The organism is Paenibacillus sp. SORGH_AS_0306, assembly GCF_030819345.1.
In the GTDB taxonomy this organism is placed as follows: domain Bacteria; phylum Bacillota; class Bacilli; order Paenibacillales; family Paenibacillaceae; genus Saccharibacillus; species Saccharibacillus kyungheensis.
Genome location: NZ_JAUTBP010000001.1, coordinates 2,750,758 through 2,766,084 on the forward strand (window position 1 = coordinate 2,750,758; position 15,327 = coordinate 2,766,084).

A 15,327-nucleotide genomic window follows, 5' to 3' on the forward strand; every position below is an offset into this window, starting at 1 on the left:
TTATGAATGATCACTACATTACGGTGTACTGGTCGTTCCACCATCTGTTGATCCTTCTTCTGTTGTCGGATCTGTCGGAGTAGTTCCATCTGTCGCTGGATCTGTTGGTGTAGTTCCTTGACCGTCTGTTGGTGGATCTACAGCAGGATCATCAGTTCCTGTTCCTGTGCCCGTATTTCCACTATTATCAACCGGTGGAACTTCAACAGGAGCGTCTGGTTCGATAACTGTTTCCTGTACACTGCCTTTGCTTCGCTTCATTGTATCCAATCGCATACGTATCAATAAATTCGCCATCACGATAGATCGATACTGCACCATCACGATTCGGTCCTAACACCATATTCACTTTTAGAGATTGACGTGAACTGATTGTTTTGGTTCCCCAATCTTTATTTTCACCAGTAGCATCGGTGTATTTGATATTGATTTTACTAGATTTGCCTGCTGTTGCTGGTGGAATAGATACAGAATACGTAAAGTCAAATGCTTCTGGTGGATATCCAGAACTCACCCAGAACGATACTTTACTTCCTTTACTTAATGAATTACCAGCAGCCGGATTTTGACGAGTTACTTTACCGCTAGCTACGGTATAACTTGTCTCTTGTCCTACATCTCCTACAGTAAATCCATTTGAAGATAATTTGGATTGAGCATCAGACTGACTCATTCCTGTGAGATCCGGTACAGAAGCCGTCGCTGTTCCTTTACTTACAGTTACAGTGACTGTTGTTGTTGCAGGATCCACATCTGCATTCGCTCCAGGTGTCTGATCAAATACAGTTCCACTATCGACACTATCATTATTTTCATCGACACGTGTAATCTGATCTTCTTTAAATCCTTCTGCTAGCAACAACTTACGTGCATCTTCATACGTTTTGGCATTTAGATCAGGCATTTTGGATAATTCTTTTTCAGCGGTGACTGTAATATCAATAGAAGCTCCTTGTTTGACCATCGTTCCCGCGTCTTTACTCTGGGCGATAACGATACCAGCAGGCTGTCCTTCTTTGTATTCACTTGTTACTTGACCTCTAACTAATCCTTGCGCCTCTAGCATACTTTCAGCGCTAGCTTGCGTTTGGTTAACTATATTGGGTACAGCCACCTCGGCTACATCGAGAGTAGAACGTACATACATTGTTGCAAGACCCATCAATACCAACAGAATCACAACCGCCGATATCCAGATGGTTGGTTTTACCCATTTACGCTGTTGCTTCGCAGGAGCAGAAGATCGTGACATTTCACGATCTGACTTACGATCATCATCTCCTACAGGAATCGAAGTCGGACGAATCGCTGATATGACGCGTGTCTGCTCTTCATCGTCTACTGTTGGGAAATATACTTTCGTTTCACTACGACGTTCTGGTAACAGACACGTATCTAGATCTTGTAACATTTCATGAGCAGAATTGTATCGTTCTGAAGGGCTTTTACGCATTGACTTCAAAATGATATTTTCTACACTTTGCGGAATCAACGGATTGATTAACCGCGGTTCTTCGAATTCATCTTGTAAATGCTTAAGCGCTACACTAATCGGGCTTTCACCGAGAAAAGGAAGTCGCCCAGTCAGCATTTGATACAACACAATCCCAAGCGAATACAAATCAGACTTTTCACCAGTAGCTACACCTTTGGCATGTTCAGGTGAAAAATAATGCACTGAACCGACAACAGAACCTGTCTGTGTAATCGTGGTAGATGTCACCGCACGAGCAATACCAAAATCAGTTACTTTCACCCGTCCATTACGACCGATCAAAATATTATGTGGCTTGATATCACGGTGAATAATCTGATTATGATGTGCATGATCAAGTGCATCGCAAATCTGAGAAGCAATTCGGATCGCTTCATCCACAGGCAAAGGAGCACGTTCTTTGATCACTTCATTCAAATTGTAACCTTGTACATATTCCATCACGATATAGTGAATATCGCCTTCTTGTCCAACATCATAGATGCTAACCACATTAGGATGTGATAAGGACGCCGCTGATTGAGCTTCCCGACGAAAACGGCGAATAAATTCTTCATCATATACAAATTGCTGGCGCAAAACTTTGATGGCAACATGACGATTAAGCAGCACATCACGCGCATTGTATACAAGCGCCATACCGCCGCCACCGATTTCCTCGATGACTTCATAACGGCCGCCTAGCGTATGTCCGATCATTGTTCCCACCCCTTCGTGCTCAACTCTACCGTAGAGTCATCCATTTCGAATAGGGCAACAGTAATATTATCTTCGCCACCAGCTTCAAGTGCTAGAGCTACTAGATGCTTCGCACGTTCTTCAAGTGCAATACCTGCCAGAGCAACCGTTTCGATCTGTTGATTACCAATCATATTCGTTAATCCATCACTACATAGCAAAAGCACTTCACCGATTTTAAGCTGAATATCGTCTATTTCTACAACGACTTCTGCATCTGTACCCAGTGCACGTGTTAACACATTGCGACGAGGATGCACAGCTGCTTCTTCTTGAGTAATCTGATGATTTTTGAGTAATTCATTGACCAGTGTATGATCTTGCGTTAATAGACGTAATTCTTCTTCGCCTACCAAATAAGCGCGGCTATCACCGATATGACCGATAATGCCGCTATCACCGCGTAGCAATACAGCTACAACAGTCGTTCCCATATTGTGGTAACTGTCGTCCATTTGAGCAGTATGAAAAACAACATTATTCGCATGTAAAATCGCATCATGTAAAGCAGCACGACAAGCTTCCAGCGATAAGCCAGCTTCTAGCCCTTGCAGATCACCGATAATGGTCTGCACAGCCAGTTGACTTGCTGTATCGCCTGCACGATGTCCACCCATACCATCTGCGACTATACCTAGTGTATATTCCTGTTGAATAGAACCGATCCATACTGAATCTTCATTCACTTGTCGAACGTGTCCCCTATCACTATGTTGCGCTGTTCTAATCAAATGTGATCACCTCGCAGTCGACTCCATGTGTTTCGCTCGTAACTGTCCACAAGCAGCAGCGATATCGTGTCCTTGCTCACGACGAATCGTTACATTCACACCTTTGTCAGATAAAATACGCTGGAATTCAAAAATATCTTTGCGCGGGGTACGCACATAATCACGTTCTGGAACATAGTTAACAGGAATCAAATTGACATGACACATCATAGTTTTGAGAACATCTGCTAATTCTTCTGCATGTTCAGGTTGATCATTAACGCCACCAATCAACGCATATTCAAACGTAATCCGGCGACCGGTTTTGTTCAAATAGTAACGAAGAGATTCCATCACATCATCAAAAGGAAAACGACGGTTAACCGGCATCAATTTAGAACGCAATTTATCGTTCGGTGCATGAATAGAAATCGCTAGGTTAATCTGTGTATCTTCATCTGCAAATTTATAAATATTCGGCACGATTCCACTTGTAGAAACAGTGATATGACGTTGCCCGATATTCAATCCTTTTTCATGAATCATAATCCGTAAAAAAGTCATTGTTGCTTCATAATTTTCAAACGGTTCACCTGAACCCATGATTACAATACTGCTTACACGCTCATTCGTTTCATCCAAAATCTTCTGTGCTTGAACAACCTGAGCCACAATCTCACCTGCGGTAAGATTACGTTTCAATCCGCCCAATGTAGATGCACAGAATGTACAACCGATACGGCAACCTACCTGTGTGGTTACACAGATACTATTTCCGTAGTTGTGACGCATAATAACGGTCTCGATCGCATGAGCATCATGCAGACCAAACAAAAATTTAACCGTACCATCTTTAGACTGCATTTTAGTAATCTCATCTAACATAACAAAAGAAAACTGGTCGTTTAGTTTAGCGCGAAGTTCCTTGGAAAGGTTAGTCATTTCCTCAAACGAAGTCACACGCTTCACATACAGCCAGTCAAAAATTTGTCCTGCGCGGAAAGCAGGCTCATTATTTTCCTTTGCCCAGTTCTGTAGATCTTCCAAAGCATAATCATATATAAAAGGTTTCATTACAATTATCACACCTATTCTCAAATTCTTTTCATTTTTTTGATACAACGGATCATATGACGGTCAACATTGAATTTCATCCTTACTATTCTAGCATAAAACAATCAAACCCTAAAGGGTCTGTTCATTAAGATATCGTTACTATTTGTTACTATATTTTTTATATCGGTTGATTATAGATTAGCATTTATTCCTAAACACAGCAAAAGTGGCTTTACTCAGGATAACTATACTCTCCATAAGTAACAAGCCACTTTTATCGTGTCTATTTAGAAGATCAGAATAAACTAGATTACATACTGATTTTACGTAGTGCAGCAATATAGAATCCATCTGAATGGAAATCTTGCGGTAAAATTTGAATCCCTATTTGAGCATGATTCGTATTTACAGGTGCAAAAGGAACCAATTCAAACTGTTTATTTTGCTGTAAAAAAGATTCTACAATCGATTCATTCTCACTACGTTCAATCGTACATGTACTGTACACCATAATGCCATTTGGCTTAAGTAATGTAGAAATATTCTGCAACAGTTGTTGTTGTAATTGTACGATTTCTTTGATATCCGCCATACTTTTATTCCATTTAAGATCAGGTTTACGACGAATAACCCCTAGACCTGAACATGGAGCATCTAACAAGATTCGGTCAAAAGACTCGGCAGGATAACGTTCTGTTAATGTTAACGCATCCCCAACGGTTGTCTCAATAATAGATAGTTGCAATCGTTCTGCTTGATCATCCACTAACTGACGCTTATGTTCATGAATATCATTCGCAATAATATGACCACTATTATTCATTTTTTCAGCTAGATGTACACTTTTCCCACCAGGAGCCGCGCAACAATCCAATACATTCATACCAGATTCCGCTTGCACTGCTTCAGCAACGAGCATAGAACTTTCATCTTGTACTGAAATTAATCCGTCTTGATACCATGATGTTAATGCCATATTCCCGCCACCATGCACCAGAATACCATCTGGAGATAATGGAGAAATTTCTACATCATATCCTTCACCTTGCAGCAATTCCAACATCGCTGTACGAGAAGTACGATGCGTATTCACACGAATACTTACCGATGGTGCTTCGTTATTTGAAATACAGATTTGTTCAGCGGTTGCTTCATCATATTGCTTGATCCAGCGTGCTACCATCCATTCAGGGAATGAGTGTTGCAATGCTATTCTTTTCGCAGGTGGCAAATCTTGAGGAATCACTAATTCTTCCCGGCGACGAATTACATTACGCAATACGCCATTTACCATACCTGATATGCCTTGATGTCCACGACGCTTCGCGATATTAACGGCTTCATTGACAGCCGCATGCGCAGGAATGCGATCAAGATAATAAATTTGATAAAAGCTAAACCGTAACAAATTACGTACCCACGGTTGAAGCTTATTTAAGCCTTTCGCCACAAATTGCCCAAGAAAATAATCAATCGTATTCAGACGTGAAATGGTACCATAAACTAACTCTGTAGCCAGTCCAATATCCGCACGTTCTAGACGAATACGATTGAGCATTTGATTCAATACAAGATTACTATAAGAACCTTCTTCTTCCACTGCTGTTAATACTTCGAGCGCAACTTCACGAGCAGTAGTTGGACGAACCGATTTACTTTTCGGATCAGACTTGGTCTTAGTGTTATTCGCTAACGGGCTATCTGCATTCGGTTGACGTTTGGATTTGTTGTTATGACTATTATTTTGATTATTCACCCGAGCACCGTACCTTTAGTCATTGACGTGCCACGTACAAAGTCAGACGCTTGTAGTGCTTTTTTACCCGCAGGTTGAATCTCTGTCAATGTAACTGTGCTGTCGCCTGTACGAACTACAATACCTTCTGGCAATAATTCCAGAACTGTTCCCGGTACAGCTTCTAGTGCTGCCCCTTTTAATGTAGCATCCGCTGTAGGCTTGCTTATTTTCCATACTTTGAATACTTCGCCATTCCATAATGTAAATCCACCAGAGAATGGTACAAGACCACGAACTTGATTATATAATTCACGACTGGTTTTCGACCAATCCAATTGTTCATCTTCACGAGTCAGATTCGGAGCATAGGTGGATTCTTCATCATTTTGCGGCTCTGCTTCTACTTTACCTTCTAGCAATCGTGGCAATTCTCGACGCAGAATCGTTGCTCCTGCTTCACTCATTTTGGCAAATAAAGTACCAGATGTATCTTCATCTGTAATCGGCACTTCGATCTTCGAGATCATATCTCCTGTATCTAGACCCTCTGCCATATACATAAGCGTAATGCCTGTTACCGTTTCACCATTGATAATACAACGCTGAATCGGTGCACCACCGCGATATTTGGGCAATAATGATCCATGAATATTTACACAACCTAAGCGTGGTAGATCCAATACAGCTTTCGGTAAAATCTGACCAAAAGCCGCCGTAACGATCAAATCTGGCTTATATGCTGCAAGTTGAGCGATAGATTCAGGATTTCTCATCCGTTGCGGTTGAAGTACTGGAATACCATGTTCTACCGCTGCTGCTTTGACAGGAGTAGGTGTTAATACTTTTTTACGACCTTGAGGGCGATCCGGTTGAGTCACTACACAGACTACGTTCATGCCTTCTTCAATCAGAACATTTAAGCTATGCACAGCAAAATCAGGTGTTCCCATAAATGCAATGTTCACGATAGACTTATTCCCCTTCCTCGTCTAGCTTACGGTCATAGACACGCTCTGCGATATCAGTAAATAGTACACCGTTCAAGTGATCGATCTCATGCTGAAAAGCACGTGCTAATAGATCACGACCTGTAATTGTCACTTCTTCACCATTGCGATCTAATCCTTTGACCGTTACTTCCAAAGCACGACGAACTTGACCGTTAAGACCGGGAATACTAAGACAGCCTTCTGAACCTAGCTGCTCGCCGTTACTTTCTATAATTTCAGGATTAATAAGTTCGATTAATCCGTTATCATCGCCTACATCTACTACGATCAAACGTTTCAAAATACCAACTTGTGGCGCAGCAAGACCTACCCCGTCTGCATCATACATTGTGTCTGCCATATCGGTTAACAACTTCTGTACATTCGGTGTAATTTTGGTCACTTCTTTTGCTTTTTTGTGAAGCACTTCATCCGGTTCCGTTACAATAATACGTATAGCCATTCTTTATCCCGTCCTTTATATTATCTCTCTACATGTACATTCGATCTTGTTACATTAATACTTGTGGATCTACATCAATACTGATTAATAACTCTTTATCACGTACACTATCTTGCAATTGTTCTGCCACATGCTCAGCAAGCTTGGCAACGTCCATATCTCCACGCCATTTTATCATACATTGGAATCGGTATCTATTTTTTAAGCGTGGTATTGGCGAAGCGACAGGACCTAATACATCCAATGCTTCATTTGAAAATCGTTCTAGACTCCCTAACCAACCTAATTTAGAAGCTTGATCTTTAATCATCTGTGTATAATTTTCAGCGATACGTACTAATAAGGCTAATTTTTCATGTGAAAAAGTAATCAATGCTAAGCGACAATAGGGTGGATACCCTAGTGTCTGACGATGCTTCAATTCTTCACGCACAAAAGACCCGTAATCGTGACGGCTCGCATGAATTACTGAATAATGCTCTGGATTATACGTCTGTACAATCACTTCACCTGGTAAATGATGACGACCTGCTCGTCCTGCTACTTGAGTCAGTAGTTGGAACGTTTTCTCAGCTGCACGAAAATCAGGTAAATGTAGCGCTGAATCGGCTGCAATGACACCTACTAACGTAACATCTGGAAAATCCAATCCTTTGGCTACCATTTGCGTACCTAACAGTAAATCTGCTTTTTTATCACGAAATTGATTTAATAATTTCTCATGTGATCCTTTTTGCGTGGTTGTATCAACATCCATTCGCACTACTCGAATACCGGGAAATAATTTCGCCAATTCTTCTTCGACACGCTGTGTTCCTGTGCCAAAATAACGAATATGTTCACTACCACATTCCGGACATATTTGCGGAGCAGGTTCAGCATGACCACAATAATGACAACGCAGACTATTAGAACGCTGATGATAGGTGAGCGAGATATCACAATTCGGACATTCCGCGACATAACCGCACGTACGACACATCACAAATGTAGAATGTCCACGCCGATTAAGCAGTAAAACAATCTGTTGCTTTTTCTCCAGCCGATCTTCTATCGCTTGATGAAGAGGTCGACTGAACATCGAGCGATTGCCTTCTTTTAACTCTTCACGCATATCAATAATCTCTACGGCTGGAAGTTCGCTTCCAAGTGCCCGTCCATGAATTTCCAATAATGTTGGCATAAATTCATCATTCGCTTGCGATCGAGCTGCATAATAACTTTCCAGTGAAGGGGTAGCTGAACCTAGAATGACAACAGCATTATGCTGGTGAGCACGATGAATCGCTACATCACGCGCATGATACTTGGGACTTTCTTCTTGCTTATATGACGTCTCATGCTCTTCATCCATAATAATTAAGCCTAGATTGGAAAAAGGAGCAAAGATCGCTGAACGCGCACCAATCGCGACTTGAGATTTACCTTCACGAATTTTGCGCCATTCATCATAACGTTCACCACTAGACAATCGGCTATGCATCACGGCTACACGATCACCAAAACGACCTTTAAACCGCTCAACCATCTGCGGAGTTAGTGCAATTTCAGGCACAAGCATAATCGCTTGTCGATCTTGTTCGATCACACGCTGAATACATTGCAAATACACTTCTGTTTTCCCACTGCCTGTAATCCCATGAATTAAATATTCGCCTTGTTCACGTTTATTAATACGGCTGATAATCGAGTTATATACTTGCTGTTGTTCATCTGTGAGCGTAAATGGTGTACTCGGTGTAAAGTTGCGATCTTGATAAGGATCACGGTACACTTCCATATCCATAATAGCGATATACCCTTTGTCTGCCAGAGCTTTCACTGTACTGGCTGTGACGCCAAGTACTGTCATGATCTCTTTGAGTGGTACATCGCCACCGGTATCTGCAATATAAGTCAGTACTTCTTGCTGACGCTTGGCTTTGGCTGGAAATTCTTCAATAATGGTACGAATCTCATCTTCTGGCAAATGCAAAGAAACAGTTCTCACAGTTTTCTTTTGCACTTTATCGCGTATACTACGGCTTTCTAATAAAATGCCACGTTGCAACAACGATTTAATAATATGCGCTTGTTCGCCAAACCGACGACTTAACAATTCCATCCGCACTTCTTGTTGCTTTTGAATATGAGAGACAATCTGTTCTTCTTCGTCGGTTAATAATGACTCTGTAGCATCAAAAAGAGAATCTTCTCCCACCCAAGATTCACGTTCAGCGACTCGAATATACCGTTCTGCTTTTCCTTTCAAAGCCGCAGGTAACATGGATTGAAGTGCAGTAATTCGGTGACACGCATATTTGGCACTCATCCATTCAGACAATTCAACCAATTCTTCGGACAATGGAGGTACAAGATCCAGTAATTCTTGTAATGATTTGAGCTTATTTGCTGGTGTCTCAGATGTTCCACTTAATCCAATCACGAATCCTTGCAATGTACGCGGGCCAAAAGGAACACCTACACGACTTCCTACTTCTAACCATCCTCGCATCGATTCTGGCACGATATAATCAAATGGACGATCTGTGCCCCGGCTAGGTACATCAACAATCACCTGAGCAATAAGAGTCATAAGGTAGACACTCCATTCAACCGTTTGGCTACAATACTTAGCAATTGGATGGCAACTTCATCTTTACTCATTAACGGCAGATCCACTACTAATCCCTGTGCATCATAAATCTGAACAAGATTCGTATCTGTGCCAAATCCAGCTCCAACTGCGGTGACATCATTAGCGACTAATAGATCACAGTTTTTACGTTTTAATTTGCCCATAGCATGTTCAGCGACATCATTCGTTTCTGCGGCAAAGCCAATCAAAAATTGCCCCTGTTTACGTTGACCTAGACTTTCCAGAATATCGACTGTTTTTTCTAATTCTAGTGTAAGTCCTTCGTCTTTTTTCTTCATTTTGGTCTCGTACACAGTTCGCGGGCGATAATCAGCTACCGCTGCTGTTTGAATCATAATATCAGTATGATTCCATTCGCCTAATACCGCTTCATACATGTCTTGAGCAGATTGAACACGCACCGTTTCTATGCCTTCAGGTAAAGGTACTTGTACTGTTCCTGCAATCAATCGTACCGATGCCCCCATATCACGAGCAGCTTTGGCAATCGCAATTCCCATTTTGCCAGAGGAATCATTGGTAATAAAACGAACAGGATCGATCCGTTCTACTGTTGCACCTGCGGTAACGGTCACTTTTTTACCTGCTAACACCTGACGTAACTGATTGCGGTGTGCTTGAGCTTGAAAAAAATCTTGTACTACTTTAATAATCGTCTCCGGTTCTTCCAAACGCCCTTTGCCGACATAACCACAAGCCAACATGCCACTTCCTGGCTCAATCATCAACACACCACGACTAACCAGTGTATTCATATTTTGTACAACTGCTGGATGCTGATACATATGCACATTCATTGCCGGTGCGACCATGATTGGAGCTGTTGTGGCAAGCAATGTGGAAGACAGCATATCATCTGCTAATCCATGTGCCATTTTAGCAATTGTATTGGCAGTGGCTGGAGCAATTAATACCAGATCAGCTAGATCAGCCAGGTTAATATGGGTGACTACTTCTGGATCACGTTCGTCAAATGTATCTATATGAACCGGGTTACGAGAGAGCGTCTGTAATGTAAGTTCGGTAATAAATTTGGAAGCAGAACGTGTCATAATGACATGCACATCTGCCCCTTGTTTTACCAATCCGCTACACAACGCTGCCGCTTTGTAAGCAGCGATTCCGCCAGTAATCCCCAGCACAATCTTTTTACCTTGCAGCATCTCTATTTCCCCGCTTTCGTTTAATTTTTGCAATTATTCATCCCTTTATTATACCGCTTTTTATCGTAAAAGGGGAATCTATTCCATCGTTTTAGTATATTTTCAAAAAAAATAACAACCTTTCGGTTGTTAGCAAGTGGCGCAGGGGTCCGTATTTAATTAAGCTTCTATAGCGGGCCCCTTTACCGTAGCCTGTTACTTATTTTTCGTCGTCATACTCTGTTTCAGTTCTGCGTTCGATACGAAGAATATCGTTATAGATTTCTTCTAATGCAATCCCTACATATTTGCTCGCATGAGCATCTTTCAATTCACTAACACTACCTTCACGTAGTTGTCTAGCACGACGGGAAGCTGCAACAACAAGCGAGTACTTACTGTCGACTTTAGTCATCATTTCATCAATAGAAGGATATAACATTAGATACACACACCTCTTCGTGTTCTGCGAAATTTATTTCACAGGACTTATTTTGTAATCTTACAATGTTCTGCGACAATAATACTCTGGATTCGCATACACGCTAGATCAATTTCATCATTGACTACAGAGTAATCATAATGCTTCATTAATTCCAACTCGTCAGCAGCTACCGTCATCCGATTCATAATCGTATCTACGGTTTCGGTTCCACGTCCATGCAGACGTTGTTCCAATTCTTCAAACGAAGGTGGAGTCAAAAATATAAATACGCCTTCTGGAAACTTCTCCATGACTTTCAAAGCACCTTGCACTTCGATTTCAAGGAAAATATCGTTACCCGCATTCAGCGTATCTTCTACAAAATCACGTGGTGTTCCATAAAAGTTGCCTACATATTCTGCATGTTCTAACAAACGATCGTTTAAGATCATTTCTTGAAATTGCTCATGGCTTTTGAAAAAGTAGTTCACTCCATCCACTTCACCTGCACGAGGCTGACGTGTGGTTGCAGATACAGAATAGATCAATTCAGGCATACGCGTCCGAAGAGCACTGCATACCGTTCCTTTACCGACACCGGAAGGGCCGGATAACACAAATAATAATCCTTTAGACATGGTACACTCCATTTTAGGCTGTTGCGTCGTCCGGTACATAGTGGATTGATCAACAGCCTCTTTTTGTTTATTCGTCGTGATCATCATCTTTAGTCGATAAGCGATGTGCTACAGTTTCCGGTTGCACTGCGGAAAGAATCACATGATCGCTATCTGTAATGATAACAGCACGGGTACGACGACCATATGTGGCATCAATGAGCATATGACGATCGCGTGCTTCCTGAATAATTCTTTTGATTGGTGCAGACTCAGGGCTTACTATAGAAATAATCCGATTCGCGGATACAATATTTCCGAAGCCAATATTGATAAGTTTGATGGCCATCTTCAGGTTTTTCCCCCTATACATTTGACTCATTTACGCCGAAATGAGGTCGCTGACTTGCATTCATTCCAAATTTGCGGCTTGTTCACGGATCTTTTCCAGTTCCGCTTTCATCTCGACGACATGATTCACGAGAGCCAGATGATTCGCTTTGGAACCAATCGTATTCACTTCTCTATTCATTTCTTGAATCAAAAAATCAAGCCTACGCCCGATTGCATCATTACTTTCTAGCAATAATTTGCACTGCTGAAAATGACTATTCAAACGCGTCAATTCTTCGTCAATATTAGAACGATCTGCAAATACAGCTATCTCCATGCTAATTCTGGAATCGTCCCAATGATAACTTCCATCCTGAAGTTCAGATAATCGCTGTTTTAGACGTATGCGATGTTCTTCTACTACAGTAGGCGCCAATTCACACATACTGCGATAATACTGCTCTAGCAGATTCAGCCGCTCCCGCAAATCGTTAGCTAAATGAATCCCTTCTCGTGCACGCATTTGCAGTAAATTTTGAAGTGCTTCTTGTAGTCCTTGTCCAAGAATCTGTTGCCACTGTGCTTGTTCTTCTTCATCTGCCAATTCCGAAGGTTGCTCGGTAGTCATGACTCCTGGTAATGCAAGCAATTGATTGATATCCAAATTTCCATTCACACCATAACGCTCTGTAAGCTCTTGACCGGCTTGTAAGTAAGACTGAACGTTAGCATGGTTGAGCTTCAAAGACGGAACTTGCCCTGTATCTTGCTCTTTGTTCATAAATACATCTATCCGTCCACGCTTGATCGCATCTTGAATCAGCCTTTTGAGACTGTCCTCCATTTGACCCCATTCACGTGGTAAACGCATCATAATTTCGCAATAACGATGGTTGACGGATTTGACTTCAATCTGGACTTTGTAGCCGCCAAATTGCACGGCGGACTGACCGTATCCGGTCATACTGAATGACATCGGCATCACATCCGTTATCCTATTGTAATTGATTATCTATTGTGAAACAAGGGGTTTGGACGGCGCTTTGCTTTTGCCCATATATATTCAGTTAGCTGTACACTCATATCATAAAACATAAACGGAGTCATAATATAAATTCCGTTAAAATGTTCCATAGCGACATCCAGCAATTCTTTGGCGATGATTACGCCTGTGGCTCTGCCTTCTTCGCCTTCCAGCCCTGCCATCCGTCCGCGTACTTCATCGGATAATTGAATACCAGGTACTTCATTATGAAGATATTCTGCATTACGTCCACTAGCGAGAGGCATAATACCTATAAAAATAGGAATATCTAAATGTTTGGTTGCTTCACGAATATCAGCGATCAACTGCACATTATAGACAGGCTGAGTCATAATATAATCAGCACCAGCCGCAATTTTCTTTTCCAGACGAACAACTGCTTTATCCAGATGTTTGACATTCGGGTTAAAAGCGGCGCCTACTACAAATTTGGCACGTTGTTTGAGCGGTTTGCCTGAGAATGCGATACCTTCATTCAATTGCTTAATCATTTTGATCATATCAAATGAAGTCATATCGTAGACAGAACTTGCTCCAGGCAAATCACCAAATTTAGACGGATCGCCGGTCACAGCCAGTACATGATCAATACCGAGAGCATCGAATCCCATCATATGAGATTGACTACCAATCATATTACGATCACGACAAGCGATATGAATCAACGGACGAATCCCTGCTTCACGTTGCACAATATGTCCGAGCGCCATGTTACTCATACGAGTCACCGCAAGCGAATTATCTGCTAGAGTTAGCGCATCTACTCCAGCTTCTTTAAGTGCGGCTGCTCCCTTGAGAAAGCGTGTAATATCAAGATCACGAGGTGGATCAAGTTCTACAATCACTGTTGGACGTTCACGCACCAGATCTACCAGTGTCGGTGGTACATCTTCTCCATTACGATCACTTTCATCCATAATCGCGTTCTCTATCGTTACACTAATTTGAGGAGTCGGTGTCTGGACATTGGAAAAGTCTAACTTCTCCGGTACATATCCTTCTAGCGCTCTGGCAATAGCGGCGATATGTTCAGGTGTTGTTCCACAGCATCCGCCAATCACTCGTGCTCCTAATTCGGCAAATCGAATACTACGCTGGCCAAAATAAGCCGGACTTGCTCCATAGCGATATTCACCATCTACATAATCTGCTACTCCTGCATCAGGGTACACTGATAATGGCAAAGATACTTTACCTTGAACTGCTTCCAGTGCATGAAGTGTTCCGTTAGGGCCTACACGACAGTTCAGCCCTACCATATCTGCACCCGCATCAGTCAGTAAAGCAAACGCATCTGGCAAAGCAAACCCATCCAGCGTCCGAATCGCATCTTCTACCGTTAATTGACACATCACCGGAATATCAGTCAGTTTGCGTACTTGCCGTAAAGCAATCGCCAGCTCTTCTACTTCAAAAAACGTTTCCAACAAAATTCCGTCTACGCCTTCTTCTAACAAAGACGATACTTGTTGTCTAAAATGCTGACGTAATTCAGACCGCGGAATATTGGTTCGTTTACCATTGCGAATCGCACCTACTGAACCGACAACATAAGCTTGATCACCAGCTGCTGCCCGGGCGATCCGTACACCTGCGCGATTAATTTCATCTACTTTATGTTCAAGCCCATATTTAGATAATCGGTCATAATTAGCAGAAAATGTATTCGTTTCGATCATTTGAGCACCAGCAGTTACATATTGACGATGTACATCTTCTATAATATGTGGACGAATCAAATTCAATTCTTCATAAGAAATACCTACAGGAAATCCTAATTGGTACAAATAGGTTCCCATTGCTCCATCGCCTATAATTACATGATCTGTCCATTTGGAACGCAAATCTGGCTTCATTGTATAGTCCACCCCACTGTATGTCATTTACGTTCTAATGTATCATATAAAAACGATCTATAAGACGTCTGAACGGTGGTATA

General features: G+C 41.8%; 14 protein-coding genes. All 14 read right to left on the minus strand.

From position 1 onward, the window contains the following. Nucleotides 1-18 precede the first annotated feature (18 nt). The gene (locus tag QE450_RS23565) at nucleotides 19-261 is read right to left on the minus strand and encodes a hypothetical protein (protein ID WP_373461975.1); all 243 of its coding nucleotides are present in this window, start codon (nucleotides 259-261) and stop codon (nucleotides 19-21) included. Continuing rightward, nucleotides 203-2,194 carry a Stk1 family PASTA domain-containing Ser/Thr kinase gene (pknB, locus tag QE450_RS11940; protein WP_373461976.1) on the minus strand — a complete coding sequence of 664 codons (1,992 nt, stop codon included), beginning with the start codon at nucleotides 2,192-2,194 and terminating at the stop codon, nucleotides 203-205. Before pknB ends, QE450_RS23565 begins: the two co-directional genes overlap by 59 nt. Then, nucleotides 2,191-2,964 carry a Stp1/IreP family PP2C-type Ser/Thr phosphatase gene (locus QE450_RS11945; protein ID WP_301263189.1) on the minus strand — a complete coding sequence of 258 codons (774 nt, stop codon included), beginning with the start codon at nucleotides 2,962-2,964 and terminating at the stop codon, nucleotides 2,191-2,193. The genes pknB and QE450_RS11945 overlap by 4 nt, the downstream gene beginning before the upstream one ends. A gap of 6 nt (nucleotides 2,965-2,970) precedes the next feature. Further along, complete coding sequence (gene rlmN, locus QE450_RS11950) at nucleotides 2,971-4,017, minus strand: dual-specificity RNA methyltransferase RlmN (RefSeq protein ID WP_273613006.1); 1,047 nt, start codon at nucleotides 4,015-4,017, stop codon at nucleotides 2,971-2,973. 292 nt (nucleotides 4,018-4,309) lie between these two features. After that, nucleotides 4,310-5,755: a 16S rRNA (cytosine(967)-C(5))-methyltransferase RsmB gene (gene rsmB, locus QE450_RS11955; protein ID WP_307299495.1), complete on the minus strand. Its 1,446-nt coding sequence runs from the start codon at nucleotides 5,753-5,755 to the stop codon at nucleotides 4,310-4,312. Next, a complete protein-coding gene (gene fmt / locus QE450_RS11960) occupies nucleotides 5,752-6,702 on the minus strand; it encodes a methionyl-tRNA formyltransferase (RefSeq protein WP_307299496.1) in 951 nt (316 codons plus the stop codon). Before fmt ends, rsmB begins: the two co-directional genes overlap by 4 nt. A 7-nt stretch (nucleotides 6,703-6,709) precedes the next feature. Continuing rightward, nucleotides 6,710-7,189 carry a peptide deformylase gene (def, locus tag QE450_RS11965; RefSeq protein WP_274172322.1) on the minus strand — a complete coding sequence of 160 codons (480 nt, stop codon included), beginning with the start codon at nucleotides 7,187-7,189 and terminating at the stop codon, nucleotides 6,710-6,712. 49 nt (nucleotides 7,190-7,238) lie between these two features. Next, complete coding sequence (priA, locus tag QE450_RS11970) at nucleotides 7,239-9,764, minus strand: primosomal protein N' (protein WP_307299497.1); 2,526 nt, start codon at nucleotides 9,762-9,764, stop codon at nucleotides 7,239-7,241. Further along, on the minus strand, nucleotides 9,761-10,990 hold the full coding sequence (gene coaBC / locus QE450_RS11975) for a bifunctional phosphopantothenoylcysteine decarboxylase/phosphopantothenate--cysteine ligase CoaBC (RefSeq protein WP_307299499.1): 1,230 nt from the start codon (nucleotides 10,988-10,990) through the stop codon (nucleotides 9,761-9,763). Before coaBC ends, priA begins: the two co-directional genes overlap by 4 nt. A gap of 199 nt (nucleotides 10,991-11,189) precedes the next feature. Further along, nucleotides 11,190-11,411: a DNA-directed RNA polymerase subunit omega gene (gene rpoZ, locus QE450_RS11980; RefSeq protein ID WP_204823367.1), complete on the minus strand. Its 222-nt coding sequence runs from the start codon at nucleotides 11,409-11,411 to the stop codon at nucleotides 11,190-11,192. 47 nt (nucleotides 11,412-11,458) lie between these two features. Next, on the minus strand, nucleotides 11,459-12,031 hold the full coding sequence (gene gmk / locus QE450_RS11985) for a guanylate kinase (protein ID WP_273613012.1): 573 nt from the start codon (nucleotides 12,029-12,031) through the stop codon (nucleotides 11,459-11,461). 67 nt (nucleotides 12,032-12,098) lie between these two features. After that, a complete protein-coding gene (gene remA, locus QE450_RS11990) occupies nucleotides 12,099-12,359 on the minus strand; it encodes an extracellular matrix/biofilm regulator RemA (RefSeq protein ID WP_020615370.1) in 261 nt (86 codons plus the stop codon). 63 nt (nucleotides 12,360-12,422) lie between these two features. Then, nucleotides 12,423-13,319 carry a YicC/YloC family endoribonuclease gene (locus QE450_RS11995; protein ID WP_273616331.1) on the minus strand — a complete coding sequence of 299 codons (897 nt, stop codon included), beginning with the start codon at nucleotides 13,317-13,319 and terminating at the stop codon, nucleotides 12,423-12,425. Nucleotides 13,320-13,351: 32 nt separating this feature from the next. Then, nucleotides 13,352-15,244, minus strand: coding sequence for a bifunctional homocysteine S-methyltransferase/methylenetetrahydrofolate reductase (locus tag QE450_RS12000; protein ID WP_273613013.1), 1,893 nt, complete (start codon nucleotides 15,242-15,244; stop codon nucleotides 13,352-13,354). Nucleotides 15,245-15,327: the final 83 nt, after the last annotated feature.